At 66.1% G+C, this 24,181-nt stretch carries 26 protein-coding genes; 16 read left to right on the top strand and 10 right to left on the bottom strand.

Annotation, left to right across the window (positions count from 1 at the left end; all coding sequences use genetic code 11):
- The first annotated feature begins 2 nt into the window (after positions 1-2).
- From LXM88_RS10200 to LXM88_RS10215, 4 genes are all read left to right on the top strand, one after another.
- Positions 3-797: a MetQ/NlpA family ABC transporter substrate-binding protein gene (locus LXM88_RS10200; protein WP_262541729.1), complete on the top strand. Its 795-nt coding sequence runs from the start codon at positions 3-5 to the stop codon at positions 795-797.
- Between the two features lie 228 nt (positions 798-1,025).
- Complete coding sequence (locus LXM88_RS10205) at positions 1,026-1,775, top strand: electron transfer flavoprotein subunit beta/FixA family protein (RefSeq protein WP_047900131.1); 750 nt, start codon at positions 1,026-1,028, stop codon at positions 1,773-1,775.
- A 16-nt stretch (positions 1,776-1,791) separates the two neighbouring features.
- Positions 1,792-2,727 (top strand): electron transfer flavoprotein subunit alpha/FixB family protein, encoded by a 936-nt coding sequence (locus LXM88_RS10210; RefSeq protein WP_262541730.1) that lies wholly within the window; start codon positions 1,792-1,794, stop codon positions 2,725-2,727.
- Between the two features lie 97 nt (positions 2,728-2,824).
- Positions 2,825-4,615: an acyl-CoA dehydrogenase gene (locus LXM88_RS10215; RefSeq protein ID WP_262541731.1), complete on the top strand. Its 1,791-nt coding sequence runs from the start codon at positions 2,825-2,827 to the stop codon at positions 4,613-4,615.
- A gap of 93 nt (positions 4,616-4,708) precedes the next feature.
- On the opposite strand, the gene LXM88_RS10220 is transcribed toward LXM88_RS10215, so the two are convergent.
- On the bottom strand, positions 4,709-5,995 hold the full coding sequence (locus LXM88_RS10220; RefSeq protein ID WP_262541732.1) for a D-amino acid dehydrogenase: 1,287 nt from the start codon (positions 5,993-5,995) through the stop codon (positions 4,709-4,711).
- Between the two features lie 145 nt (positions 5,996-6,140).
- Here LXM88_RS10220 and LXM88_RS10225 point away from each other — a divergent pair, with 145 nt between their 5' ends.
- Positions 6,141-6,629 (top strand): Lrp/AsnC ligand binding domain-containing protein, encoded by a 489-nt coding sequence (locus LXM88_RS10225; protein ID WP_027783879.1) that lies wholly within the window; start codon positions 6,141-6,143, stop codon positions 6,627-6,629.
- Between the two features lie 87 nt (positions 6,630-6,716).
- Positions 6,717-7,895 carry a PA0069 family radical SAM protein gene (locus tag LXM88_RS10230; protein WP_262541733.1) on the top strand — a complete coding sequence of 393 codons (1,179 nt, stop codon included), beginning with the start codon at positions 6,717-6,719 and terminating at the stop codon, positions 7,893-7,895.
- Positions 7,896-7,947: 52 nt separating this feature from the next.
- Here LXM88_RS10230 and LXM88_RS10235 read toward each other — a convergent pair whose 3' ends face one another.
- Together LXM88_RS10235 and LXM88_RS10240 are read right to left on the bottom strand one after the other, a co-directional pair.
- Positions 7,948-8,415, bottom strand: a complete 468-nt coding sequence (locus LXM88_RS10235; RefSeq protein ID WP_262541734.1) for a TM2 domain-containing protein — start codon at positions 8,413-8,415, stop codon at positions 7,948-7,950.
- Positions 8,416-8,524: 109 nt separating this feature from the next.
- Positions 8,525-9,664 carry a PQQ-dependent sugar dehydrogenase gene (locus LXM88_RS10240; protein WP_262541735.1) on the bottom strand — a complete coding sequence of 380 codons (1,140 nt, stop codon included), beginning with the start codon at positions 9,662-9,664 and terminating at the stop codon, positions 8,525-8,527.
- 152 nt (positions 9,665-9,816) lie between these two features.
- Here LXM88_RS10240 and rpsP point away from each other — a divergent pair, with 152 nt between their 5' ends.
- The 6 genes from rpsP (at position 9,817) to LXM88_RS10270 (ending at position 13,945) form a co-directional block, all read left to right on the top strand.
- On the top strand, positions 9,817-10,071 hold the full coding sequence (gene rpsP, locus LXM88_RS10245; RefSeq protein ID WP_006476550.1) for a 30S ribosomal protein S16: 255 nt from the start codon (positions 9,817-9,819) through the stop codon (positions 10,069-10,071).
- Positions 10,072-10,113: 42 nt separating this feature from the next.
- Positions 10,114-10,791 carry a ribosome maturation factor RimM gene (gene rimM, locus LXM88_RS10250; protein WP_262541736.1) on the top strand — a complete coding sequence of 226 codons (678 nt, stop codon included), beginning with the start codon at positions 10,114-10,116 and terminating at the stop codon, positions 10,789-10,791.
- Position 10,792: 1 nt separating this feature from the next.
- Positions 10,793-11,587, top strand: coding sequence for a tRNA (guanosine(37)-N1)-methyltransferase TrmD (trmD, locus tag LXM88_RS10255; RefSeq protein WP_262541737.1), 795 nt, complete (start codon positions 10,793-10,795; stop codon positions 11,585-11,587).
- Positions 11,588-11,719: 132 nt separating this feature from the next.
- A complete protein-coding gene (gene rplS, locus LXM88_RS10260) occupies positions 11,720-12,112 on the top strand; it encodes a 50S ribosomal protein L19 (protein ID WP_006753174.1) in 393 nt (130 codons plus the stop codon).
- 87 nt (positions 12,113-12,199) lie between these two features.
- Positions 12,200-12,886, top strand: coding sequence for a CoA pyrophosphatase (locus LXM88_RS10265; protein ID WP_262541738.1), 687 nt, complete (start codon positions 12,200-12,202; stop codon positions 12,884-12,886).
- 120 nt (positions 12,887-13,006) lie between these two features.
- The gene (locus LXM88_RS10270; protein ID WP_262541739.1) at positions 13,007-13,945 is read left to right on the top strand and encodes a CobD/CbiB family protein; all 939 of its coding nucleotides are present in this window, start codon (positions 13,007-13,009) and stop codon (positions 13,943-13,945) included.
- 68 nt (positions 13,946-14,013) lie between these two features.
- Here the strand turns inward: LXM88_RS10270 and LXM88_RS10275 are convergent, their stop codons facing one another.
- The 3 genes from LXM88_RS10275 to LXM88_RS10285 form a co-directional block, all read right to left on the bottom strand.
- Complete coding sequence (locus LXM88_RS10275; RefSeq protein ID WP_262541740.1) at positions 14,014-14,331, bottom strand: DUF2007 domain-containing protein; 318 nt, start codon at positions 14,329-14,331, stop codon at positions 14,014-14,016.
- Positions 14,332-14,393: 62 nt separating this feature from the next.
- Positions 14,394-15,335 (bottom strand): ribosome small subunit-dependent GTPase A, encoded by a 942-nt coding sequence (gene rsgA, locus LXM88_RS10280; RefSeq protein ID WP_262541741.1) that lies wholly within the window; start codon positions 15,333-15,335, stop codon positions 14,394-14,396.
- Complete coding sequence (locus LXM88_RS10285; RefSeq protein WP_262541742.1) at positions 15,332-16,591, bottom strand: M48 family metallopeptidase; 1,260 nt, start codon at positions 16,589-16,591, stop codon at positions 15,332-15,334. The genes rsgA and LXM88_RS10285 overlap by 4 nt, the downstream gene beginning before the upstream one ends.
- Before the next feature lie 117 nt (positions 16,592-16,708).
- On the opposite strand from LXM88_RS10285, the gene orn reads away from it, so the two are divergent.
- Positions 16,709-17,329 carry an oligoribonuclease gene (gene orn, locus LXM88_RS10290; RefSeq protein WP_034183060.1) on the top strand — a complete coding sequence of 207 codons (621 nt, stop codon included), beginning with the start codon at positions 16,709-16,711 and terminating at the stop codon, positions 17,327-17,329.
- Positions 17,330-17,363: 34 nt separating this feature from the next.
- Here the strand turns inward: orn and mog are convergent, their stop codons facing one another.
- The gene (mog, locus tag LXM88_RS10295; protein WP_262541743.1) at positions 17,364-17,975 is read right to left on the bottom strand and encodes a molybdopterin adenylyltransferase; all 612 of its coding nucleotides are present in this window, start codon (positions 17,973-17,975) and stop codon (positions 17,364-17,366) included.
- On the bottom strand, positions 17,956-18,561 hold the full coding sequence (gene yjgA, locus LXM88_RS10300; RefSeq protein WP_318654684.1) for a ribosome biogenesis factor YjgA: 606 nt from the start codon (positions 18,559-18,561) through the stop codon (positions 17,956-17,958). Before yjgA ends, mog begins: the two co-directional genes overlap by 20 nt.
- A gap of 127 nt (positions 18,562-18,688) precedes the next feature.
- Here yjgA and pmbA point away from each other — a divergent pair, with 127 nt between their 5' ends.
- Positions 18,689-20,059, top strand: a complete 1,371-nt coding sequence (pmbA, locus tag LXM88_RS10305) for a metalloprotease PmbA (protein WP_152855396.1) — start codon at positions 18,689-18,691, stop codon at positions 20,057-20,059.
- An 83-nt stretch (positions 20,060-20,142) separates the two neighbouring features.
- Here the strand turns inward: pmbA and LXM88_RS10310 are convergent, their stop codons facing one another.
- Positions 20,143-20,643, bottom strand: a complete 501-nt coding sequence (locus LXM88_RS10310) for a dihydrofolate reductase (protein WP_262541745.1) — start codon at positions 20,641-20,643, stop codon at positions 20,143-20,145.
- Between the two features lie 250 nt (positions 20,644-20,893).
- A complete protein-coding gene (locus LXM88_RS10315) occupies positions 20,894-21,196 on the bottom strand; it encodes a hypothetical protein (protein ID WP_262541746.1) in 303 nt (100 codons plus the stop codon).
- A 533-nt stretch (positions 21,197-21,729) separates the two neighbouring features.
- On the opposite strand from LXM88_RS10315, the gene LXM88_RS10320 reads away from it, so the two are divergent.
- Together LXM88_RS10320 and LXM88_RS10325 are read left to right on the top strand one after the other, a co-directional pair.
- Positions 21,730-23,127: a sigma-54 dependent transcriptional regulator gene (locus tag LXM88_RS10320; RefSeq protein ID WP_262541747.1), complete on the top strand. Its 1,398-nt coding sequence runs from the start codon at positions 21,730-21,732 to the stop codon at positions 23,125-23,127.
- A 41-nt stretch (positions 23,128-23,168) separates the two neighbouring features.
- Positions 23,169-24,140 (top strand): thymidylate synthase, encoded by a 972-nt coding sequence (locus LXM88_RS10325; RefSeq protein ID WP_262541748.1) that lies wholly within the window; start codon positions 23,169-23,171, stop codon positions 24,138-24,140.
- Positions 24,141-24,181 lie beyond the last annotated feature (41 nt).

Here is a 24,181-nt window from a genome sequence, read left to right on the forward strand (position 1 = left end):
CGATGCAACGACGCTTCATGCTGAAGTTCGCGGCGGCACTCGGCGCAGCCGCGCTGTTCGCGGGCGCGCACGCACAGGCCGAAACCATCAAGGTAGGCGTGACGGGCGGCCCGCACGCGCAGATCATGGAAGCGGTGAAGAAGGTCGCGGCGAAGAGCGGCCTCGAGATCCGCATCGTCGAATTCTCCGATTACGTGCAGCCGAACGCGGCGCTCGCGTCGGGTGACCTCGATGCAAACAGCTACCAGCACGATCCGTATCTGCAGGCGCAGGTGAAGGATCGCGGCTACAAGCTGATCAAGGTCGCGGATACCGTCACGTTCCCGATGGGCATCTATTCGAAGCGCGTGAAGTCGCTCGCGGAACTGAAGCCCGGCGCGCGCATCGCGGTCCCGAACGATCCGACCAACGGCGGCCGCGCGCTGCTGTTGCTGCAAAAGCAGGGCCTCCTGAAGCTGCGTGCCGATGCGGGGCTGAAGGCAACGCCGCTCGATATCGTCGACAATCCGCGCAAGCTGAAGATCGTCGAGCTCGATGCGGCGCAGATTCCGCGTTCGCTCGGCGACGTCGACGCGGCTGCGATCAATACCAACTACGCGATGGAAGCGGGGTTGAAACCGAAACAGGACGCGATCGCGATCGAGGGTCCGAACGGCCCGTACGCGAACATCCTCGCGATTCGCGAAGCGGACCGCAACAAGCCGTGGGTCGCGAAACTGATCGCGGCCTATCACTCGGCTGACGTGAAGCAGTTCATCGAAGGCAAGTTCGGCGGCGCGGTGATTGCCGCCTGGTAACGGGCAGAGCACGGGGCGCCCGGCGGGATTAGAGTCGATGATCGAAAACCCGGGCTTTGCGTCCGGGTTTTTTCTCTTTTAAAATAGAACGACCGTTCGCTATCATTGGCGCGTCGCCAAGAAGCGGTATCCTCGACAGCCACGATGGATGGGTCCGCTTGGCCGCGCAGTCATGAGGCCTCGCTATAGAATGGCCTCTGGTCGTATTCGTAACTTTGGAGCGTGTGCATGAAAATCCTGGTGCCAGTGAAAAGAGTGGTCGATTACAACGTGAAGGTCCGCGTGAAGTCGGACAACACGGGCGTCGACATCGCGAACGTGAAGATGTCGATGAACCCGTTCGACGAAATCGCGGTGGAAGAAGCCGTGCGCCTGAAGGAAGCGGGCGTCGCGACCGAAGTGATCGCGGTGTCGGTGGGCGTCACGCAGGCGCAGGAAACGCTGCGCACGGCGCTGGCGATCGGCGCGGATCGCGCGATCCTCGTCGAATCGACCGACAGCGTCGAGCCGCTGGCCGTCGCGAAGATCCTGAAGGCGCTGGTCGACAAGGAGCAGCCGCAACTGGTGATCCTCGGCAAGCAGGCGATCGACGACGATTCGAACCAGACGGGCCAGATGCTGGCCGCGCTGGCCGGCCTGCCGCAGGCGACGTTCGCGTCGAAGGTGACGGTCGCCGACGGCAAGGCTACGGTGGCGCGTGAAGTCGACGGCGGCGCGGAAACGCTGTCGCTGACGCTGCCGGCGGTGATCACGACCGACCTGCGCCTGAACGAGCCGCGCTACGTGACGCTGCCGAACATCATGAAGGCGAAGAAGAAGCCGCTGGAAACGGTGAAGCCGGAAGACCTGGGCGTGGACGTCGCGCCGCGCCTGAAAACGCTGAAGGTCGTCGAGCCGCCGAAGCGCGCGGCCGGCGTGAAGGTGCCGGACGTGAAGACGCTGGTCGAGAAGCTGAAGACCGAAGCCAAGGTGCTGTAAGAGGGAGCGGAAAGAAATGACGATTCTGGTGATTGCAGAACACGACAACGCGTCGATCAAGGCCGCGACGCTGAACACGGTGGCAGCGGCTGCGAAGATCGGCGGCGACATTCACGTGCTGGTCGCGGGCCACAACGCACAGGCGGCTGCAGACGCAGCAGCGAAGATCGCGGGTGTTTCGAAGGTGCTGCTGGCCGACGCGCCGCAGCTCGAAGCGGGCCTCGCGGAAAACGTCGAAGCGACCGCGCTGAACATCGCGAAGGACTACTCGCACATCCTCGCGCCGGCGACGGCCTACGGCAAGAACATCGCGCCGCGTATCGCCGCGAAGCTGGACGTCGCGCAGATCTCGGACATCACGGCCGTCGATTCGGCCGACACGTTCGAGCGTCCGATCTACGCGGGCAACGCGATCGCGACGGTGCAGTCGAGCGACCCGATCAAGGTCATCACGGTGCGCGCGACGGGTTTCGATCCGGTGGCAGCGGAAGGCGGCAGCGCAGCGGTCGAGAAGATCGACGCGGCGGCGGATGCCGGCAAGTCGCAGTTCGTGAGCCGTGAAGTGACGAAGCTGGACCGTCCGGAACTGACGTCGGCGACCATCATCGTGTCGGGCGGCCGTGGCCTCGGCAGCGGCGAGAACTACACGAAGGTGCTGGAGCCGCTGGCCGACAAGCTGTCGGCAGCGCTCGGCGCATCGCGCGCGGCAGTCGACGCAGGCTACGTGCCGAACGACTACCAGGTCGGCCAGACCGGCAAGATCGTCGCACCGCAGCTGTACATCGCGGTCGGCATCTCGGGTGCGATCCAGCACCTGGCCGGCATGAAGGATTCGAAGGTGATCGTCGCGATCAACAAGGATCCGGAAGCGCCGATCTTCAGCGTGGCCGATTACGGCCTCGTCGGCGATCTGTTCGCGCTCGTGCCGGAGCTCGTGGCCGAGCTCGGCTGACGCGGCTTGACGCTTCAGCGGTAAGCACACGGAAAAGGGGCGCGACGAGCGCCCCTTTTTTTACGCCATCGACACAAGAGAGCAGGGGAGACACACCATGAGTTACGTCGCGCCGGTCAAGGACATGCTGTTCGTGCTGAAGGAACTCGCGGGCATCGACGCCGTCGCGCAGTTGCCGGGTTTCGAGGACGCCGGTTACGACACGGCGCAGGCCGTGCTCGACGAGTCCGCGAAATTCTGCGGCGAGGTGCTGGCGCCGCTGAACGTCGAAGGCGACCGCAACCCGAGCAGCTGGAAGGACGGCGTCGTGACCGCGACGCCGGGCTTCGCGGAAGCGTTCCGCCAGTTCGTCGAAGGCGGCTGGCAGGGGCTGCAGCATCCGGCCGAGTACGACGGCCAGGGGCTGCCGAAGCTGATCGCGACGCCGTGCATCGAGATGTTGAACGCATCGAACCTGTCGTTCGCGCTGTGTCCGCTGCTGACCGACGGCGCGATCGAGGCGCTGCTGACGGCTGGCACCGACGAGCAGAAGCAGCGCTACGTGCCGAAGCTGATCTCGGGCGAATGGACCGGCACGATGAACCTGACCGAGCCGCAGGCGGGCTCCGATCTGGCGCTGGTGCGCTCGCGCGCGGAGCCGCAGGGCGACGGCACGTACAAGGTGTTCGGCACGAAGATCTTCATCACGTGGGGCGAGCACGACATGGCGGACAACATCGTCCACCTGGTGCTGGCCCGCACGCCGAACGCGCCGGAAGGCGTGAAGGGCATCTCGCTGTTCATCGTGCCGAAGTTCATGGTCAACGAGGACGGCTCGCTCGGCGCGCGCAACGACGTGCACTGCGTGTCGATCGAGCACAAGCTCGGGATCAAGGCGAGCCCGACGGCGGTGCTGCAATACGGCGACCACGGCGGTGCGATCGGCTACCTGATCGGCGAAGAGAACCGCGGCCTCGAATACATGTTCATCATGATGAACGCGGCGCGCTTCGGGGTCGGGATGCAGGGGATCGGCGTGGCCGACCGGGCCTACCAGAAGGCGGCGGAATTCGCGAAGGAACGCGTGCAGAGCCGCCCGGTTGACGGTTCGGCGAAGCAGTCGGTGACGATCATCCATCACCCGGACGTGCGCCGGATGCTCGGCACGATGCGCGCGCTGACCGAAGGCGCGCGGGCGCTGGCGTACGTGGCAGCCGCGCACAGCGACCTTGCCCACCGCCATTCGGACGAGGCGACGCGTGGCCGTCATCAGGCAATCTACGAGTATCTGGTGCCGGTCGTGAAGGGCTGGAGCACGGAGATGGTGAACGACGTGGCGAGCCTGGGCGTGCAGGTGCACGGCGGGATGGGCTTCATCGAGGAGACGGGCGCGGCGCAGTACTACCGCGATGCGCGGATCCTGGCGATCTACGAAGGGACGACGGCGATCCAGGCGAACGACCTGGTGGGCCGCAAGACGATGCGCGACGGCGGCGCGGTGGCGAAGGCGCTGATCGCGGAGATCGACGCGACGGTGGCGGCGCTGGGCAGGCTGGACGGCGCGGCGGCGGCATCGATGAAGGTGCAGCTGGAGAAGGGCGCGCGTGCGCTGTCGGCGGTGGTGGACTACGTGGTGGCGAACGCGAAGCAGGACCCGAACGCGGTGTTCGCGGGCAGCGTGCCGTACCTGAAGCTGGCGGGCGTGGTGCTGTGCGGGTGGCAGATGGCACGCGCGCTGGTGGCGGCGCAGGCGAACCGCGCGAGCGACCCGGCGTTCTTCGACGTGAAGATTGCGATCGCACAATGCTATGCGGAGCACATTCTCGTGCAGGCCGGCGCGCTCGAAGCGTCGATCGTCGGCGCGAAGGGCAACGAGAGCGTGCTCGCGTTGACGGAAGACCAGTTCTGATTCCGCAACGTATCCGATGAAACGAAGAAGGCGCCTCGAGGGGCGCCTTTCTTTCTGATGCCGGCCGGCCCGCATTGCTGCGGGCAGCCTGGCTTATGCGTATGCCGGGCGCGTCTGGCCGGCCACTTCCTTCAGGTAACGATGCACCGACAGGTCGTCGGCCTGGATCGCCGGCTTCTTGCCCGAGATCAGGTCCGCGAGCAGTTGGCCCGAACCGCACGACATCGTCCAGCCGAGCGTGCCGTGGCCGGTGTTCAGGAACAGGTTCGACACCGGCGTACGGCCGACGATCGGCGTGCCGTCCGGCGTCATCGGGCGCAGGCCCGTCCAGAACGTCGCCTTCGACGTGTCGCCGCCGCCCGGGAACAGGTCGTTCACGCACATTTCGAGCGTTTCGCGGCGCGCCGCGCGCAGGTTCTTGTCGAAGCCGACGATTTCCGCCATGCCGCCGACGCGGATGCGCTGGTCGAAACGCGTGATCGCGATCTTGTAGGTTTCGTCGAGCACGGTCGACACGGGCGCGGCCGCTTCGTTGACGATCGGTGCGGTGATCGAATAGCCCTTCAGCGGATAGACCGGGATCTTCATCAGGTTCGAGATGAAGCTGGTCGAGTACGAGCCGAGCGCGACGACGTACGCGTCCGCGCGCACCGTCTCGCTGCCGCACTGCACGCCGGCGATCTTGCCGCCGGCGATCGCGAGCGCATCGATCGGCGTGTTGTAGCGGAACTTGACGCCGAGCGATTCGGCGAGCGCCGCGAGGCGCGTCGTGAACAACTGGCAATCGCCCGTTTCGTCGCCCGGCAGGCGCAGGCCGCCCGTCAGCTTGTGCGACACGGCGGCGAGCGCCGGTTCGGCATTCTTCAGGTCGGCCGGCGACAGCAGTTCGAACGGCACGTTCGCTTCCTGCAGCACGGCGATGTCCTTCGCCGCGCCGTCGAGTTGCTGCTGCGTGCGGAACAGTTGCAGCGTGCCGCCCGTGCGGCCTTCGTACTGGATGCCGGTATCGGCGCGCAGCGCCTGCAGGCAGTCGCGGCTGTATTCGGCAAGGCGGACCATGCGGCCCTTGTTGACCGAATAACGCTCGGCCGTGCAGTTGCGCAGCATCTGCCACATCCACTGGAGCTGGAAGCGCGTGCCGTCGAGACGGATCGCGAGCGGCGCGTGCTTTTCGAACATCCACTTGACGGCCTTCAGCGGCACGCCGGGCGCGGCCCACGGCGCGGCATAACCGGGGGATATCTGGCCTGCGTTCGCGAAGCTCGTCTCGAGCGCCGGGCCGGCTTCCCGGTCGATCACCGTGACTTCATGACCGGCGCGCGCGAGGTAATACGCGCTTGCCACGCCCACCACACCGCTGCCCAGAATGACGACTCGCATAGCTGCTCCAGATGGAAGGGACCAGATCGAGGCCGGATGCACCCGCGGCTCCGTGTAACCTCTAGCTGATCTAGTTTTTTGCGCTATGGTATTGTCGAATGTGCAGGTTTTGTTATCGTATTTTTCAGGTTTTCAGCATAAAAAAATGAGAACGCAACGTCAGCCAGTACGCTCGCTCGACAAGCTCGACCGGCGCATCCTCAAACTGCTCCAGGACGACGGCCGGATGGCGATGAAAGACCTCGCGGAACAGGTCGGACTGACCGTCACGCCGTGCATCGAGCGCGTGCGGCGCATGGAGCGGGATGGCGTGATCACCGGCTATCACGCGCGGGTCGACCCGGGCCAGCTGGGTGCCGCGTTGCTGGTGTTCGTCGAGATCACGCTCGGCCACAAGGGCGGCAACATGTTCGAGCAATTCCGCCGGGAAGTGATGAAGATCGACGAGGTGCTCGAATGCCACCTGGTATCCGGCGATTTCGACTACCTGATCAAGGCGCGGATCGGCGAGATGGCCGACTACCGGAAGCTGCTCGGCGACATCCTGCTGCAATTGCCCGGCGCCGTGCAGTCGAAGAGTTACGTCGTGATGGAAGAAATCAAGGAGACGCTGACGATCGCGGTCGGCGACTGATGTCCCGGCCCGTTGTCGGGCCCCTTATCCCGCCCTTGGCACGCAGCACCCAATACTGTATAAATATACAGTATTGGGTGCTGGCGAATGGGTGGGCATATGGACGACCGGTCCGACAACGAATTTCCGATAGCGCCGCCCGTGCCCCGCAAGGGGCGCGGTGCGGTCGACAACCTGCAGGGGCGGTACGAGATCGCGCAGCGCGAAGCGGTCGACGACGGCTGGACGCACGAGTCGGACGATGCCGATTTCCCCGCGCCGCTGCGCACGCAGGTGTTCGAGGAGCGTGCGAAGAGCATCCTGACGCACAACCAGTCGCCCGACATTCCGTTCAGCGTATCGCTCAATCCGTATCGCGGTTGCGAGCACGGCTGCATCTACTGCTTCGCGCGGCCGACGCACAGCTATCTCGGCCTGTCGCCGGGGCTCGATTTCGAAAGCCGCATCTACGCGAAGGTCAACGCGGCCGAACTGCTCGAGCGCGAGATTTCACGGAAGCGGTACGTGCCCGAGCCGATCGCGCTTGGCGTCAACACCGACGCCTACCAGCCGGTCGAGCGCGACCTGCGCATCACGCGCAGCGTGATCCAGGTGATGCACGATCGCGGGTTGCCGTTCGCGGCGATCACCAAATCGTCGCTGATCGAGCGCGATCTCGACCTGCTTGCGCCGATGGCCGAGCGCGGACAGGTGATGGCGGCCGTCACGATCACGACGCTCGATGCCGATCTCGCGCGCACGCTCGAGCCGCGGGCGGCGACACCGGCGCGCCGGTTGCGCACGATCCGCGCGCTGCGCGATGCGGGCGTGCCGGTCGGCGTGAGCATTGCGCCGGTGATTCCGTTCGTCACCGAGCCCGACATGGAGCGCGTGCTCGAAGCGTGCGCGGAAGCCGGCGCGACGCATGCGAGCTACATCATCCTGCGGTTGCCGTGGGAGGTTGCGCCGCTGTTCAAGAACTGGCTCGCCGCGCATTTCCCCGATCGTGCGGAGCGCGTGATGAACCGCGTGCGCGACATGCGCGGCGGCAAAGACTACGACTCGGATTTCTCGAAACGGATGAAGGGCGAGGGGATTTGGGCCGACCTGTTGCGGCAGCGTTTCCGCCAAGCCGTCAAGCGGCTCGGGCTGAACGAACGCACGAACGGCATCCTCGATCTGTCGCAGTTTCGCGGCGCGCCTGCCGCTGCGGTGTCGGCGCCGCGTGTTGCAGTTCGCGCAGCCGGCGCGAAGTCGCGCGACGACATGCAGTTGAACCTGTTCTGACCGGCGCGCCGTACCGGTGCCCGTCGGCGCCGGTGCGTCGCGTTCGTTGCGCTTACTGCGAAATCTGCTTTGCCGCTTCGACCTGCGACTCGAAATACGTCTGGAACGACAGCGCGAGCGCGGTCATCAGCAGGAACGCACCGATCAGCAGCGAGAAGATCACGACAAAGATCACGGTCCAGCCCGACCGGCTGTGCTTGCCCGTCTCGGCGTTGAATTGCGCGTCCCACTTTTCGTCGGGGCGCAGCCCGTAGACGAGTGCGGCGAGGAACGCCGCCAGCAGCGAGATCGCACCGGGTAGCGCGAGCCACCAGCCGAGGCCGGCGCTGCGCTGGGTCGCGGCGAGCAGCAGGAAGCCCGGGATGCCGACGATCGTCGCGAGCAGGTGTGCCCAGCCGTACACGTCGCGAAAGCCGTACAGATAGAAGCGGTGCGCGCCGAGCGATCCGAACAGGAAGGCAAGGGCGGCGGTGAGCGTCTTGGAACGGAAGCGGCGGGACGGTGCGGTGCTGCTGGACATGGATGGCGGCGTATTGTCGTTGGCATGGGCGGCCGGCGGGCCGGCGCGGGCGCGCGGCCCGGCACGCATTCTACGATGCCCGGTCGGGCCCGGTCACCCCCGGCCTGCGTCAAGGTGCCGCATAGGTCACGCGGTAGATTGCGCCCGCGTAGTCGTCGCTGACGAGCAGCGAACCGTCCGGCAGCGGCAGCACGTCGGCCGGGCGTCCCCATACCGTGCCGTCGGGCCGCAGCCAGCCCGTGACGAACGGGGTCTGGCGCGCGTGGCTGCCGTCCGCCGACACGACGACGCGCATCACGCGGTAGCCGACCTTCGTGCTGCGGTTCCATGAGCCGTGTTCGGCGATGAACACGTTATTGCGATACGACGCCGGAAACATCGGCCCGGTATAGAAGCGCATGCCGAGCGCCGCGACGTGCGCGCCGAGTTTCAATACGGGCGGTACATAGCGGCGGCATACGTCGGCGCTGCCGAATTCGGGGTCGGGCGTGTCGCCTCCATGGCAGTATGGAAAGCCGAAGTCGAGGCCGGTGCGCGGCGCGCGATTCAGCTTGTCGTCGGGCACGTCGTCGCCCATCATGTCGCGCCCGTTGTCGGTAAACCAGAGCTCGCCCGAATCGGGGTGCCATGCGAAGCCGACCGTATTGCGCACGCCTCGGGCGACAATCGCGTGCCCGCTGCCGTCGGCCTTCATGCGCGCAATGATCGCGTAGCGGCCGCGATCGGCGAGGCAGACGTTGCACGGTGCGCCGGTCGGCACGTAAAGCTTGCCGTCCGGGCCGAACGCGATGAATTTCCAGCCGTGATGGTGTTCGGTCGGCAGCGCGTCGGTCACGACCACCGGGGACGGTGGTTTGGCGAGCCGGTCTTCGATATGATCGAGGCGCAGGATACGCGACACGGCGGATATATAGAGTGCGCCGTCGCGGTAGGCGACGCCGACGGGCATGTCGAGCCCGGCCGCGATCACGTGGTGCGCGCTGATCCGGCCCTCGTGCATCTCGAGCGCGTGGACGCGGCCTTCCCGCGTGCCGACATACAGGATGCCGCGCGGCGACCACGCCATTTCGCGTGCGGTCGGTACCGCGTCGGTCAGCACGTCCACGTGGAAGCCGGGCGGCACGACGAGTTCGTCGACCGGCAACGACGCGCCAAACGCCGTTGCGGACGCGAGGCAGGCAAGGCCGGCAAGCAGCGCGATGAAACCGTGCTGCGCGCGGCGCGTCGGGGCGGCGCGAAGGAGCGGCATGACGGTCGGGAGCGTCCTGGACACGACGATTGTATGCCCGGCAGACAGGCCGTCCGCGGATTTTTTCCGCGTAAGTGTTTGTTGTACCTCTGGTTTCCGGCTATAATCGCGTGTTTCAGTAGTTTCGAACCCGGTTTTCCGAAGGACATCATATGGTTATCATCCGTCTGGCTCGTGGCGGCTCGAAGAAGCGCCCGTTCTACAACATCGTCGCTACCGACTCGCGTAACCGTCGTGACGGCCGCTTCATCGAGCGCGTCGGCTTCTACAATCCGGTCGCTACGAAGGGCGAATCGCTGCGTATCGCTCAGGACCGCCTGACGTACTGGCAAGGCGTTGGCGCGCAACTGTCGCCGACCGTCCAGCGTCTCGTGAAGGAAGCGCAAAAGGCGCAACCGGCTGCCTGACATGGCACGGTGTGCCGGTCGTGCCGGCTGTGAGGTGCATTGATGGCGGGTCACGATTCCGGTAATGCAAGGCGCGGGCGTGCGTCATTCGGCGCATTCGTCCGCAAGCCGGTCGAGCGCGACGTTGTCGCGAACGCCGGTCAGGCTGCCGAACAGGGCAGTCTCGAAGCGACGCAAGCCTGGCCCGACGATGCTGTCGAGGTCGGGGCGGTGGTCGACGCCTACGGCCTGAAGGGCTGGATCAAGGTGGCGACGCATGCCGACGCCGGTCGCGGCGGCGACGCGCTGCTCAATGCGCGCCGCTGGTGGCTGGAACGCGGTGCGGAGCGGCTTTCCGTCCGCATCATGCAGTCGAAGACGCACAGCGACACCGTCGTTGCGCAACCCGCGGGCGTCAGCGACCGCGATGCCGCGCTGGCCATGCGCGGCTTTCGCGTGTTCGTGTGCCGGGAAGATTTCCCGGCACTGGCCGCGGACGAATTCTATTGGGTCGACCTGATCGGTCTCGATGTCGTCAACGAGCAATCGGTGGCACTCGGGAAGGTGAGCGGGATGATCGACAACGGCGTGCATTCGATCATGCGTGTCGAGTATCCGGCGACCGGCAAAGACGGTCAGCCGACCACCGACGAACGGTTGATTCCGTTTGTCGGCGTCTACGTCAAAACGGTGGATCAGGCGGCGCGTCGCATCGTCGTCGACTGGGAAGCCGATTACTGAAATGAACCAGGTTACCGAGAGCGCGGTGCAGTTCGACGTCGTCACGCTCTTTCCCGAGATGTTCCGCGCACTGACCGACTGGGGAATCACCAGCCGGGCCGTCAAGCAGGGGCGCTTCGGGCTGCGCACCTGGAACCCGCGTGATTTCACGACGGACAACTACCGCACGGTCGACGATCGTCCGTACGGCGGCGGTCCGGGCATGGTGATGCTGGCCAGGCCGCTCGAAGCCGCGATCGACGCCGCGAAGGCGGCGCAGGCGGAGCAGGGCATCGCGAGCACGCGTGTCGTGATGATGTCGCCGCAGGGTGCGCCGCTCACGCACGAGCGAGCGGTGCGGATGGCGCAGGAGCCGGGTGTCGTCGTGCTGTGCGGCCGCTACGAAGCGATCGACCAGCGCCTGCTCGACCGGTGCGTCGACGAGGAAATCAGCCTCGGCGATTTCGTGCTGTCGGGCGGGGAGTTGCCGGCGATGGCGATGATGGATGCGGTCGTGCGGTTGCTGCCCGGCGTGCTGAACGATTCGCAGTCGGCCGTGCAGGACAGTTTCGTCGACGGCCTGCTCGATTGTCCGCACTACACGCGCCCCGAGGAATACGATGGCGTGCGCGTGCCGGACGTGCTGCTCGGCGGGCATCATGCCGAGATCGAGCGGTGGCGGCGGCAGGAAGCATTGAGGAATACGTTGCGGAAGCGGCCGGACCTGATCGTCCGGGCGCGGCGCGAAAAGTTGTTGAGCCGTGCCGACGAGGCATGGCTCGCGAACCTCGCACGCGAAGCGAAGGACGCCTCCTGAGGCGGCGTCGCGGGCGGGAATTGGCGGTGCCGTGCATGCGTGTGCGGCGCCTGATGTGAACCCATCCTCTATCGGGGCCGGCCTGGAAGCAGGCAGGTGCAAACGCCGACATGATGGCAATCGGAGTCAGTGATGAACCTCATCGCAAAACTTGAGCAGGAAGAAATCGAGCGCGCGCTCGCCGGCAAGACGATCCCCGAATTCGCCCCGGGCGACACGGTGATCGTGAACGTGAACGTGGTTGAAGGTAACCGCAAGCGCGTTCAGGCTTACGAAGGCGTCGTGATCGCGATTCGCAACCGTGGCCTGAACTCGAACTTCATCGTCCGCAAGATCTCGTCGGGCGAAGGCGTCGAGCGTACGTTCCAGACGTACTCGCCGCTGCTGGCAAGCATCGTCGTGAAGCGCCGCGGCGACGTGCGTCGCGCGAAGCTGTACTACCTGCGCGAGCGTTCGGGCAAGTCGGCTCGTATCAAGGAAAAGCTGGTGTCGAAGGATCGCGCCGCAGCAGCTTCCCAAGAGTAAGAGCTGTAAGGAAAAAGCACCCACCCGGGTGCTTTTTTCATTCTGGCGCGACAATATGCTCGATACGACACGAACCCGAGAGCCCCATTGAATCGCCGCCCCATCATCGATCCCGAAGTCCTGCCGGTCGAAGGCACTGGCGCCGGCCTGCCGGCCATCGATCCCGGCCTGATGACGCCGTCCGGCTTGCGCGACCGTTTCGCGCGCACGCTCGACTGGAGCGTCGAGCCCGGAGAGGCGAGGCTGCAGGAAGGCGTCGATCCGCGTAGTGCGGCCGTCCTCGTGCCGCTCGTCGCCCGCGAGTCGGGCCTCACCGTGCTGTTGACCCAGCGTGCCGACCACCTGAACGACCATGCCGGGCAAATCAGCTTTCCCGGCGGCCGTCGCGAACCGTTCGACCGCGACGCAACCGCCACCGCGTTGCGCGAGGCGAAGGAAGAGATCGGGCTGGCTGCCGAACGCGTCGAGATCCTCGGCGCGCTGCCCGACTACCTGACCGGCACCGGCTTTCGCGTGGCGCCGGTGGTCGGGCTCGTGCATCCGCCGTTCACGACGCAGGCCGACACGTTCGAAGTCGCCGAGATCTTCGAGGTGCCGCTCGCGTTCCTGATGAATCCCGCGAACCATCAGGTCCGCGTGTTTCGCTGGGAAGGCGGCGAGCGTCGTTTTTTTGCGATGCCTTATCCGAACGGCGAACCAGGCGGGCATTACTTCATCTGGGGCGCAACTGCCGGCATGTTTCGCAATCTGTACCGCTTCTTGGCCGCCGCATAGGCGCGCACACCGGCCGGCGCGTGCGGCCGGCCGCCGGGCAACCGCGCCGGCAGCCATGCGGGGCTTACGCTGTGCTATCGTTATGCAAAAAATGACATAACTCCGAAGACGGCGCCACGCATGACTTTCTTTTCGGTTCTCCTAGCCCTCATCATCGAACAGGTCCGCGCGTTGTCGCCGAACAATCCGGTGTTCGCGCTGTTCCAGTTTCATGCGGAAACCGTCGCGCATGGTCTCGACGCCGGCAAGCAGAAGCACGGTATCCTCGCGTGGCTCGCGGTCGTGCTGCCGTGGGTGCTGATCGTCGCGCTGGTCTATTTCCTGCTGTACAAGGTGAGCTTCGTGCTCGCATTCCTGTGGAACGTGGTCGTCGTGTATTTCACGCTCGGCTTCCGCCAGTTCAGCCACTACTTCACCGACATCCACCTCGCGCTCAACAACGACGACGTGCCGCGCGCGCGCGAAATCCTGCGCGAGTGGACGGGCATCGACACGGTCGACATGCCGGTCGGCGAAATCGTCCGCCACACGCTGATTCACGCGGTTGTCGCATCGCATCGCCACGTGTTCGGCGTGTTCTTCTGGTATGTGCTGCCGATCGGCCCGGCCGGCGCCGTGCTGTACCGGATTTCCGAATACCTCGCACGTAGCTGGTCGACGCCGGGCGACGACCGCACGGCCGCCTTCTCGACGTTCGCACAGCGCGCGTTCTTCGTGATCGACTGGATTCCCGCGCGACTGACCGCGCTCGGCTTCGCGATCGTCGGCAATTTCGAGGATGCGATCTACGCGTGGCGCAACCACACGCGCCAGTGGCCCGACCCGAACGACGGCGTGCTGCTGGCGGCCGGCAGCGGGGCCCTCGGCGCACGTCTCGCAGGGCCGCTCGCGGAACCGTCGAGCCTCGACGCGCTGGCGGTCGGCGACAGCGGTCCGCTGACGGTCGGTGACGATTGCACGCCGCGGACGCTGCAGTCGGCGGTTGGCCTCGTGTGGCGTGCGGTGATCCTGTGGATGATCCTGCTGCTGATGCTGACGCTTGCCGTCTGGGTATCGTGACGTGACAGGGCGGCGCAGCGCCCGATGAAAGGCAAAGGCCGGCGCGACGCCGGCCTTTTTGCTGTGGGTCAGTCGTCGAGCGGATCGCGCACGGCGCCGCATTGCCAGCAGGCCGTGAACTGGGCCTCGAGCGCCTCGCCGCACTGCCGGCAGCGCCACGGTGCAGCGCCGGCCGACGGGCCGCTCGATGCGGCATCGAGGAGCCGCCGCGCGAGCGCATCGTCGCGCTCGTCGTCGAGCCACAGCTCGGGCGTGCACGCATCGGCGGGCAGGCCGCCGAGCGCGCCGGTCGCGTAGCAGTTATGCAGCTCGCAGCCGATACCGGCCACCTGAAGCACGTTGGCCCAATGCTGCGCCGTCGCAAGATTGGGTGCCTTGAAACGCATGGCGGCTCCTGTCGGTGAAGGCCGGCCCGAACGGCACCGGCCGCCGCGCGCCTGTCGCGCGATCAGCGGACGATCTGGCTCGCCTCGTGCACGAGCTGCGCATACAGCGCATGCCTGGACGGCGCGATGCGGCCGTCGTCGACCGCTTCGAGAATCGCGCAGCCGGGCTCGTGCAGATGATGGCAATTATAGAAACGGCAGTCCGCGAGCAGCGGCCGGAACTCCGGAAACGCGCGCTCCAGACGGCCTTCCGTCAGATGGTAGAGGCCGAATTCCTGGAAGCCCGGCGAATCGATCAGTGCACCGCCGCCCTCCAGCGGGTAGAGACGCGTGAACGTCGTCGTGTGGCGGCCGCTGTTGAGCGCGGCCGAGATCTCGCGCGTCGCGGCTTCGGCATCGGGAACGAGCAGGTTCACGAGCGTCGACTTGCCCATCCCGGACTGGCCGAGCAGGATCGTCGAATGCCCGGCGAGATGCGGCATCAGTTGCGCGCGCGCGTCGTCGGGCGAGCCCTTCACCGACAGCTCGAGCACGTCGTAGCCGAGCGCGCGGTACGGTGCGAGGCGCTCGCGCGCGACCGGCAGCGCGGCCTCGACGTCGATCTTGTTCAGCACGACGAGCGGCTTCAGCTCGTTCGCCTCGGCGGCGATCAGCGCGCGGCCGAGCAGGTCCTCGCTGAAATAGGGCTCGGTTGCGAGCACGATCAGCAACTGGTCGAGGTTGGCCGCGAAGAGCTTCGACTTGAACTGGTCGGAACGGTACAGCAGGTTGCGCCGTTCGCCGATCTCGACGATCACGCCCTGGTCGGCCGACGCGTGTTCGTACACGACGCGGTCGCCGACCGCGATGTCGCTCTTTTTGCCGCGCGGGAAGCACTGCAGCATCGGGCCGCCGTCGTCGGGCGCGACGATGTAGTGGCGGCCGTGCGCCGCGATCACGCGGCCTTCGACACGTTGCGCGCCCGACGCGCGCGGGGCCGGCTTGCGGGAGGTCGGCCGGCTCATGCGTGCTGCATCAGGCGGTCGATCCGCTGCGATGCAGGCGGATGCGAGTAGTAGAAGGCCGTGTAGACGGGGTCGGGCGTCAGCGTCGACGCGTTGTCTTCGTAGAGTTTCACCAGCGCGCTGACGAGATCCTGCGCGTCGGTCTGGCTGGCCGCGAACGCGTCGGCCTCGAATTCGTGCTTGCGCGACGTGAGGCTGCTGAACGGCGTGGCGAAGAACAGGAACACGGGAATCGCGAGGAAGAACAGCACGAGCGCGGCGCCCGCATTGCTCGTGTCGAGCGACGGCGTGACGCCGAGCCCCGTATAGAACCAGGTGCGCTGCGCCAGCCAGCCGAGCAGCGCGAGCAGCACGAGGCTCAGCACGAACGACACGAGCATCCGCTTCATCACGTGGCGGCGCTTGAAATGACCGAGTTCGTGCGCGAGCACAGCCTCGATTTCCTGGCCGGACAGGCGCGCGAGCAGCGTGTCGAAGAACACGATCCGCTTCGATGCGCCAAAGCCCGTGAAGTACGCGTTGCCGTGCGCGGAGCGGCGGCTGCCGTCCATCACGAACAGCCCCTTCGCCGCGAAGCCGCAGCGCTTCATCAGCGACTCGATGCGCGAGCGCAGCGCGTCGTCCTTCAGCGGTTCGAACTTGTTGAAGAGCGGTGCGATGAAGGTCGGGTAGATCAGCAGCACGAGCATCTGGAACGCGACCCAGACGATCCAGGTCCACAGCCACCACAGGCTGCCGGCCTGGTTCATCAGCCACAGCACGACGAACAGCAGCGGCAGGCCGAGCGCGGCGCCGAGCAGCGAGTTTTTCAGCATGTCGGTGAAGAACAGCCGCTTCGTCATCCGGTTGAAGCCGAAACGCTGCTCGATCCCGAACTGGCGGTAATACTCGAACGGGACGTCGATGACGCCCGTGATCACGAGCACCGCGGCGACGAGCGCGACCTGCTGTCCGTAGCCGCGGCCGAGCCAGCCGGTCAGCAGCGTGTCGAGCGCGCCGACGCCGCCGAGCAGCGTGAGGCCGACCAGCACGGCCGCGCTGACGACGATCTCGAGCATCGTCAGCCGGGTACGCTCGACCGTATAGTCGGCCGCCCGCTGGTGGGCGCTCAGCGGGATGGTTGCGCTGAACTGCGCGGGCACGCCGTTGCGGTGCGCGGCGACGAAGCGGATCTGCCGCGACGCGAGCCACAGCTTGGTGACGACCATCGCGAGCACGAAGAGCGCGAACAGCAGGGTGAACGAAAAGGGTGACATCGAAGGCGCCAAAGGGTTCTATGCGAGAATTATATGTTCTTGCGGACCGGGCCCGCTGATGCGATGCCGGCCGCCCGGGCGGCGCCGCGCGCCGTCCGCCATTTTCCAGGATGACTCATGACCGATACCGCCGCTTCCGCCAGCCAGCCCGCGCTCGTGCGCAACGAGTTGAACCTCGTCTGGCTCGACATGGAGATGACGGGCCTCGACCCGGATAACGACCGCATCATCGAGATCGCGGTCGTCGTGACCAATTCCACGCTCGACGTTGCCGTCGAAGGCCCCGTGTTCGCGATCCACCAGAGCGACGAAACGCTCGCGAAAATGGACGACTGGAACAAGTCGACGCACGGCCGCTCGGGCCTGATCGACCGCGTGCGCGCGTCGACCGTGACCGAGGCGGAAGCCGCCGCGCAACTGCAGGCGTTCCTCGCGCAGTACGTGTCGCCCGGCAAGTCGCCGATGTGCGGCAACTCGATCTGCCAGGACCGCCGTTTCATGGCGCGCTGGATGCCGGAATTCGAGAAATTCTTCCATTACCGCAATCTCGACGTCAGCACGCTGAAGGAGCTGTGCCGCCGCTGGCAGCCCGCGATCTACAAGGGCTTCCAGAAGCGCGCGATGCACACGGCGCTCGCGGACATCCACGAGTCGATCGACGAGCTGAAGTACTACCGCGAGCATTTCCTGATCCCGGCCGCGCCGGCGTCGGCAGGCGAGTCCGCACCGGCCGCCTGAGCGGGCCGGCACGCGCTCAGCGCTTGGTACACGCTCAGCGCTGCGCGCTTTTCGGCCGGAACGCCGCGACCACCGCGGCGTCGGTCTCGATGTAAGGACCGCCGATCAGGTCGATGCAGTAGGGCACCGCGGCGAAGATGCCGGGCACGGTTGACTTGCCGTCGGCATTGCGCAGCCCTTCGAGCGTTTCCCGGATCGACTTCGGCTGGCCGGGCAGGTTGATGATCAGCGCCGCATGGTCGGCCGTCTCGCGGATCACCGCGACTTGCCGCGACAGGATCGCGGTCGGCACGAAATTCAGGCTGATCTGCCGCATCTGTTCGCCGAATCCGGGCATTTCCTTCGTCGCCACGGCCAGCGTGGCCTCGGGCGTCACGTCGCGGCGCGCCGGGCCCGTGCCGCCGGTCGTCAGCACGAGGTCGCAGCCGGCGACGTCGACGAGCTCGGCGAGCGTGGCGGAGATCGTCGGCGCGTCGTCCTGGATCAGCCGCGTTTCGGCGCGCCACGGCGAGACCAGCGCGCCGGCGAGCCACTCCTGCAGCGCCGGAATACCCTTGTCTTCGTAGACACCCGTGCTGGCACGGTCGCTGATCGATACGAGACCGACGACGAGCTCGTCCGGGTGGTTAGGCTTCGTCGTCGTCATGGTCGTCTCCGGCGTCGTCGGCCGCTTCGTCATCCCCGCCGGGCGTACCGCTCGCGGTCTTGATCCACTGGAACAGCTCGCGGAAGTAGCGCGGCGGCTTGCCTTGCTGCGCTTCCTTGCGCGCGTTGCGGATCAGCGTGCGGCCTTCCTGGATGTCGGCTTCGGGGTGCCGGCGCAGGAATTCGGTCAGCGCGTCGTCGTTGGCGAGCAACTGGTCGCGCGTGCGCTCGATCCAGTGCAGGCGGGCCGTCGCGGCCTTGTTCACGCCGCGCTGCGCGTCGAGCGCGGTGCGCAGCGCGGCCGTCTCGTCGTCGGTCAGCGAGCGCATCACGCGGCCGACGTACTGGAGCTGGCGGCGCTTGCCTTCGTGATCGGTGATCCGGCGCGCCTCGCGAACGGCGTCCGAGAGACTTTCAGGCATCGGCATGCGCTTCAGCGCATCCTTCGGCAGATCGACGAGCGCCTGGCCGAGCACCTGCAGCTCGTGCATCTCGCGCTTGAGTTGGGATTTGCTGGGGCGATCGTAGCCGTTGTCGTCGTTTTCGACGGCATGCTCGATCGGCTGGATTCGGGTTTTGCGTGTCATGGGCGGCATTGTATCGCGGCGCGGACACCCCAAGCTTGTCTGTGCCCGGCCCCGGACCTTGCTATGATCGCGGGATACGCAACATTTTGAACATGCGGGCGCCCGCCCGCCACCGGATACCAAGACGATGGCAGCCAATCTCGACGTACAAGCGCGCTATTTCCCGCACACGCAGGACCAGCTCAAAGAAATCGCGTCGGACATCCTTCGCCATGCGAAGGCACTCGGCGCGACGGACGCCGCGACCGAAATCTCCGAGGGCGACGGCCTGTCGGTGTCGGTGCGCCGCGGCGAAGTCGAAACGATCGAGCACAACCGCGACAAGATGGTCGGCGTGACCGTATTCATCGGCAAGAAGCGCGGCAACGCGAGCACGTCCGATTTTTCGCCGGCCGCGATCAAGGATACCGTCGCCGCCGCGTACAACATCGCGCGCTTCACGGCCGAGGACGAAGCGGCCGGTCTCGCCGAGGCCGAGCTGCTCGAAACCGACCCGCGCGACCTCGATCTCTATCACCCGTGGGCGCTGACGGCCGACGAGGCCGTCGAGCTCGCCCGCCGCGCGGAAGATGCCGCCTTCGCGGTCAGCCCGCAGATCCGCAATTCGGAAGGCGCGAGCGTGTCGGCGCAGCATTCGCAATTCGTGCTCGCGACGTCGCGCGGCTTCCTGTCCGGCTACCCGTACTCGCGCCATTACATCGCGTGCGCGCCGATCGCGGGCAGCGGCCGTCACATGCAGCGCGACGACTGGTATTCGTCGAAGCGCAGCGCGATCGATCTCGCGGCACCCGAAGCGGTGGGCCGTTACGCGGCCGAGCGTGCGCTCGCGCGGATGGGCGCGCGCCGTCTCGACACCCGCAAGGTACCGGTGCTGTTCGAGGCGCCGCTCGCGGCAGGCCTGCTCGGCGCATTCGTGCAGGCCGTGAGCGGCGGCGCGCTGTACCGCAAGACGTCGTTCCTCGTCGACAGCCTCGGCAAGCCGGTGTTTGCGCCGCACATTCAGGTCGTCGAGGATCCGCACGTGCCGCGCGCGATGGGCAGCGCGCCGTTCGACGAGGAAGGCGTGCGTACGCGCGCGCGCAGCGTCGTCAAGGACGGCGTCGTCGAAGGTTACTTCCTGTCGACCTATTCGGCGCGCAAGCTCGGCACGCAGACCACCGGCAACGCGGGCGGCTCGCACAACCTCGCGCTGCGCAGTTCGAACACGCAGCCGGGCGACGATTTCGACGCGATGCTGAAGAAGCTCGGTACCGGTCTGCTGCTGACCGAGCTGATGGGTCAGGGCGTGAACTATGTGACGGGCGACTATTCGCGCGGCGCGGCGGGTTTCTGGGTTGAGAACGGCGTGATCCAGTATCCGGTCGAGGAAATCACCGTCGCGAGCACGCTGCAGGAGATGTTCCGGCATATCGTCGCGATCGGTGCGGATTCGATCGTGCGCGGTACGAAGGAAACGGGCTCGGTGCTGATCGAGCAGATGACGATCGCAGGGCAGTAAGCCGCGCGCGGCGCAGGCCGCCCCGAAACGACAAAGCCCGACCGGCGCGAGCCGGTCGGGCTTTTCTCATCGTGCGTGACGCGTCAGCCGCGCTTGCGCTCGTACACGACGAACGCATAACCGAACGTGTTCGGCGCGGCAGCCTGGTGTGCATCGCGCGAGACTTCCCGCCAGTGCATGGCGTCGGGCGCAGGGAACGATGCGTCGCCGTCGAAGTCGGCATCGATCTCGGTGACGACCAGCTTGTCCGCGAGCACGAGGCCTTCCGCGTAGAGTTGCGCACCGCCGATCAGGAATGCCTCGGGCACGCCGTCGCGTGCGGCGAGCGCCAGTGCGTCGGCGAGCGACGTGACCGTGTCGCAGCCATCGAAGCGGCGCGTTGCGTCGCGCGTGACGACGATGTTGCGGCGGCCCGGCAGCGGCCGGCCGATCGACTCGTGGGTCTTGCGGCCCATCACGATCGGCGCACCCATCGTCGTGCGCTTGAAGAACGCGAGATCCTCGGGAAGTTTCCAGGGCAACTGGTTGTCGCGGCCGATGATGCCGTTGCGGGCACGCGCGACGATCAGGGTCAACGTCGTCATGAAGGTCGGGAAAGAGGAAAGCCGGAATGGCGCCGATTCTACCGGAACGGCGGTGCATGCCGGATTCCGCGCGCGTGCGTCGGCATTCCGGTGCTGCGCGCCGCGACGCGCGATGCAACGCGTCGCGGCGACGGGTTGAATAAAAAGAGTGCCCGCCGGGGGACGGAGCACAGAAACGTTTTGTGTTGCGGGATCGGTGAGGGTGGTCGCGATCGATGTCGGACGGCTGATGCGAATAAATACGGAATCCTCAGCGAATGGATTGGTGCGTGTTGCCTTGCGTGTTTCGTTCCATCGCGTGTTGCACCTCGCCTGGCTGTGGTGCCGGGAGCGGCGTCGGCAACAGGGGCGGAGGCGGGATCTCGTCCCACAGCGTCACCGAAGTCTTGCCGGCCGGCAGCGGTTGCGGTGCCGACACGTTCAAGACGCTGAACCCGTTGCCGGACTGCATGCCGGGCGCGTTTTCGGCAAGCAGCATCGCGCGATCCAGCTTCACGTTTTCATCCGCGTGCGCCGGCACGGGCGGGCCGGCGGCCGCGAGCGCAATCGCCATCGGCACGAAAGAAAGCAAATGATGTTGTCGCATGGTCGCTGTCTCCGATGTATTCCCTATTCAGCGAAATACATGCCATCGAGCCGGGACCGTTGTCGAGACTGCGATTCGCGCGCAAGCGTTGAGAATTGTGGCCGAAAACGCTTGAAAATGTTTCAGGCCTGAAACGAAGGGGCTTGGGAATACTGCGGATTCAATCGATACGCTGCAAGGATGAAAATCGACGCGTGTGTCGATGAAGAACACTTCGCTGCGCAAGTGCTATGTGCAGATGATTGACATGCGTCGACTTCCTGAGCGATTCGGCCGCATCGCCTGAGGCATTGAAATCGGTTTGTCGTATTCAGTGCCTATAACTAAGCTGTCTTGATCAAAAAAAACGGACGCGAGATAAGCGCCATCATGCGAGGCCTTGTCGTTGCCGCGCATCGGCATGGCGAATCGAGCCACCTTTGGCTGACCCGATTCGATCCTTTCGCACGCGATTTGACGTGCGCAGCAATCGTTAGATGGTTGATGAACGGGGTGGGCATATGGGAGCCGATCAGCGGCACGTGATCTATTATTCGCGCGAACCGAACGACGCGTTGCGCAGCCATTTCGACGAATGCGGTTGGCGCGTCGATCTTGCGGAGACCGTACGCGACGTACGGCGCGTCGTGCAGCACGGCGTTGCGACGGCCGGGCTGCTCGATTTCTCGCCGGGCTTCAAGCCCTCGGACCTGCGCGAACTCGAATCCTGCCTGAGCATCCAGCACATCGGCTGGATTGCCGCGACGCGTCGCGGCCAGTTGCAGGACGCCACGCTGCGCCATCTCATTCGCGACTATTGCTTCGACTACGTGACGATGCCGTACGAGATGTCGCGGATCGTCGAGACCGTCGGTCATGCACACGGGATGGTCGCGCTGACCGAGCCCGTTGCGCCGCCCGCCGGTGCCGGGCGCAGCGAAGGCGAGATGGTCGGCACCTGCGATGCGATGCTCGGACTCTTCAGAACAATCCGTCGCGTCGCGGCGACCGATGCGCCCGTGTTCATCTCCGGCGAATCGGGCACGGGCAAGGAACTGACGGCGGTCGCGATTCACGAGCGCTCGTCGCGCGCGCAGGCGCCGTTCATCGCGATCAATTGCGGGGCGATCCCGTCGACGCTGCTGCAGGCCGAGCTGTTCGGTTATGAGCGCGGCGCATTCACCGGCGCGAACCAGCGCAAGATCGGCCGCGTCGAGGCCGCCAACAGCGGCACGCTGTTTCTCGACGAAATCGGCGACCTGCCGCTCGAAAGCCAGGCGAGCCTGTTGCGCTTCCTGCAGGAAGGCAAGATCGAGCGGCTCGGTGCGCACGTGTCGGTACCGGTCGATGTGCGCGTGATCTGCGCGACGCACGTGGACATGGAAACGGCGTTGCGCGAAGGGCGGTTCCGCGAAGACCTGTTCCATCGCCTGTGCGTGCTGAAGATCGAGGAGCCGCCGCTGCGCGCACGCGGGAAGGACATCGAGGTGCTCGCGCGCCACATGCTCGAGCGTTTCAAGGGCGATGCGCATCGCCGCCTGCGCGGCTTTTCTCCTGATGCGGTGGCCTCGCTGTACGGCTATTCGTGGCCGGGCAACGTGCGTGAGCTGATCAATCGCGTGCGCCGCGCGATCGTGATGTCGGAGGGCCGGATGATCACCGCGGCCGATCTCGAGCTGAACGACTACGCGACGCTCGCGCCCGTGTCGCTGCTGGAGGCGCGCGAGGCGGCCGAACGGCAGGCGATCGAGCAGGCGCTGCTGCGCCATCGCGGCCGTTTCGCGGATGCCGCGCGCGAACTCGGCGTGTCGCGCGTCACGCTTTACCGGCTGATGTGCGCGCACGGAATGCGCGATCGCGGCGACACGCTGGCAGGGTTTTCGGCGCCGTTGCCGGAGCTTCCGCATCACGCTTGCTAAAATTGGCGGGTACGGCCGCCCTCGCGGCCGAAGGAACCCGCATGAAACAGTATCTCGACCTCGTTCGTACCATTCTCGATACCGGCACCTGGCAGGAGAACCGCACGGGGATCCGCACCATCAGCATGCCGGGCGCGATGCTGCGCTTCGACCTGCAGCAAGGCTTCCCGGCCGTCACGACCAAGAAGCTCGCGTTCAAGTCCGCGATCGGCGAACTGGTCGGCTTCCTGCGCGCGTCGCGCAGCGCGGCCGATTTCCGCGCGCTTGGCTGCAAGGTGTGGGATGCGAACGCGAACGAGAACGCGCAGTGGCTCGCGAATCCGTATCGCCAGGGCGTCGACGATCTCGGCGACGTGTACGGCGTGCAATGGCGCCAGTGGCCGGGCTACAAGGTGCTCGACGCGGGCGCCGACGCGCAGATTGCCGACGCGACGCGCCGCGGTTTCCGGATCGTCACGCGTTTCGACGAAGACGGCGCGCCGAAGGTGCTGTTGTACAAGTCGATCGACCAGTTGCGTCAGTGCCTGGACACGATCATGGAGAATCCGGCCGATCGTCGCATCCTGTTTCACGCGTGGAATCCGGCCGTGCTCGACCAGATCGCGCTGCCCGCGTGCCATCTGCTGTACCAGTTCCTGCCGAACGCGACGAAGCGCGAGATTTCGCTGTGCCTGTATATCCGCAGCAACGACGTCGGGCTCGGCACGCCGTTCAACCTGACGGAAGGGGCCGCGCTGCTGTCGCTCGTCGGCCGGCTGACGGGCTACACGCCGCGCTGGTTCACGTATTTCGTCGGCGATGCGCACATCTACGAGAACCAGCTCGACATGCTGCAGCAGCAGCTCACGCGCGAGCCGTACGAAAGCCCGCGGCTCGAGATTGCCGAGCGCGTGCCCGACTACGCGAAGACGGGCGTCTATGCGCCCGAGTGGCTGGAGCAGATCGAGCCGTCCGATTTCTCGCTCGTCGGCTACCGCCACCACGAGCCGCTGACCGCGCTGATGGCGGTCTGATCGCACGGCGCGGGCCGTGCGGGTTTACCGACCCGCGGGCC

The sequence above is a fragment of the Burkholderia sp. S-53 genome, from assembly GCF_025560745.1.
Lineage (GTDB): Bacteria > Pseudomonadota > Gammaproteobacteria > Burkholderiales > Burkholderiaceae > Burkholderia > Burkholderia pyrrocinia.

What these genes read in the sequence shown, in the direction of transcription:
- rimM (WP_262541736.1), top strand. Translation starts at nt 10,114, where the DNA reads ATGGCGGGTCACGATTCCGGTAATGCAAGGCGCGGGCGTGCGTCATTC.
- LXM88_RS10210 (WP_262541730.1), top strand. Translation starts at nt 1,792, where the DNA reads ATGACGATTCTGGTGATTGCAGAACACGACAACGCGTCGATCAAGGCC.
- LXM88_RS10325 (WP_262541748.1), top strand. Translation starts at nt 23,169, where the DNA reads ATGAAACAGTATCTCGACCTCGTTCGTACCATTCTCGATACCGGCACC.
- rsgA (WP_262541741.1), bottom strand. Translation starts at nt 15,335, where the DNA reads ATGAGCCGGCCGACCTCCCGCAAGCCGGCCCCGCGCGCGTCGGGCGCG.
- LXM88_RS10215 (WP_262541731.1), top strand. Translation starts at nt 2,825, where the DNA reads ATGAGTTACGTCGCGCCGGTCAAGGACATGCTGTTCGTGCTGAAGGAA.
- LXM88_RS10275 (WP_262541740.1), bottom strand. Translation starts at nt 14,331, where the DNA reads ATGCGTTTCAAGGCACCCAATCTTGCGACGGCGCAGCATTGGGCCAAC.
- LXM88_RS10225 (WP_027783879.1), top strand. Translation starts at nt 6,141, where the DNA reads ATGAGAACGCAACGTCAGCCAGTACGCTCGCTCGACAAGCTCGACCGG.
- LXM88_RS10240 (WP_262541735.1), bottom strand. Translation starts at nt 9,664, where the DNA reads ATGCCGCTCCTTCGCGCCGCCCCGACGCGCCGCGCGCAGCACGGTTTC.
- LXM88_RS10315 (WP_262541746.1), bottom strand. Translation starts at nt 21,196, where the DNA reads ATGGCGATTGCGCTCGCGGCCGCCGGCCCGCCCGTGCCGGCGCACGCG.
- LXM88_RS10205 (WP_047900131.1), top strand. Translation starts at nt 1,026, where the DNA reads ATGAAAATCCTGGTGCCAGTGAAAAGAGTGGTCGATTACAACGTGAAG.
- yjgA (WP_318654684.1), bottom strand. Translation starts at nt 18,561, where the DNA reads ATGACACGCAAAACCCGAATCCAGCCGATCGAGCATGCCGTCGAAAAC.
- rplS (WP_006753174.1), top strand. Translation starts at nt 11,720, where the DNA reads ATGAACCTCATCGCAAAACTTGAGCAGGAAGAAATCGAGCGCGCGCTC.
- LXM88_RS10200 (WP_262541729.1), top strand. Translation starts at nt 3, where the DNA reads ATGCAACGACGCTTCATGCTGAAGTTCGCGGCGGCACTCGGCGCAGCC.
- LXM88_RS10310 (WP_262541745.1), bottom strand. Translation starts at nt 20,643, where the DNA reads ATGACGACGTTGACCCTGATCGTCGCGCGTGCCCGCAACGGCATCATC.
- pmbA (WP_152855396.1), top strand. Translation starts at nt 18,689, where the DNA reads ATGGCAGCCAATCTCGACGTACAAGCGCGCTATTTCCCGCACACGCAG.
- LXM88_RS10320 (WP_262541747.1), top strand. Translation starts at nt 21,730, where the DNA reads ATGGGAGCCGATCAGCGGCACGTGATCTATTATTCGCGCGAACCGAAC.
- LXM88_RS10220 (WP_262541732.1), bottom strand. Translation starts at nt 5,995, where the DNA reads ATGCGAGTCGTCATTCTGGGCAGCGGTGTGGTGGGCGTGGCAAGCGCG.
- mog (WP_262541743.1), bottom strand. Translation starts at nt 17,975, where the DNA reads ATGACGACGACGAAGCCTAACCACCCGGACGAGCTCGTCGTCGGTCTC.
- LXM88_RS10270 (WP_262541739.1), top strand. Translation starts at nt 13,007, where the DNA reads ATGACTTTCTTTTCGGTTCTCCTAGCCCTCATCATCGAACAGGTCCGC.
- trmD (WP_262541737.1), top strand. Translation starts at nt 10,793, where the DNA reads ATGAACCAGGTTACCGAGAGCGCGGTGCAGTTCGACGTCGTCACGCTC.
- LXM88_RS10235 (WP_262541734.1), bottom strand. Translation starts at nt 8,415, where the DNA reads ATGTCCAGCAGCACCGCACCGTCCCGCCGCTTCCGTTCCAAGACGCTC.
- rpsP (WP_006476550.1), top strand. Translation starts at nt 9,817, where the DNA reads ATGGTTATCATCCGTCTGGCTCGTGGCGGCTCGAAGAAGCGCCCGTTC.
- LXM88_RS10285 (WP_262541742.1), bottom strand. Translation starts at nt 16,591, where the DNA reads ATGTCACCCTTTTCGTTCACCCTGCTGTTCGCGCTCTTCGTGCTCGCG.
- LXM88_RS10230 (WP_262541733.1), top strand. Translation starts at nt 6,717, where the DNA reads ATGGGTGGGCATATGGACGACCGGTCCGACAACGAATTTCCGATAGCG.
- orn (WP_034183060.1), top strand. Translation starts at nt 16,709, where the DNA reads ATGACCGATACCGCCGCTTCCGCCAGCCAGCCCGCGCTCGTGCGCAAC.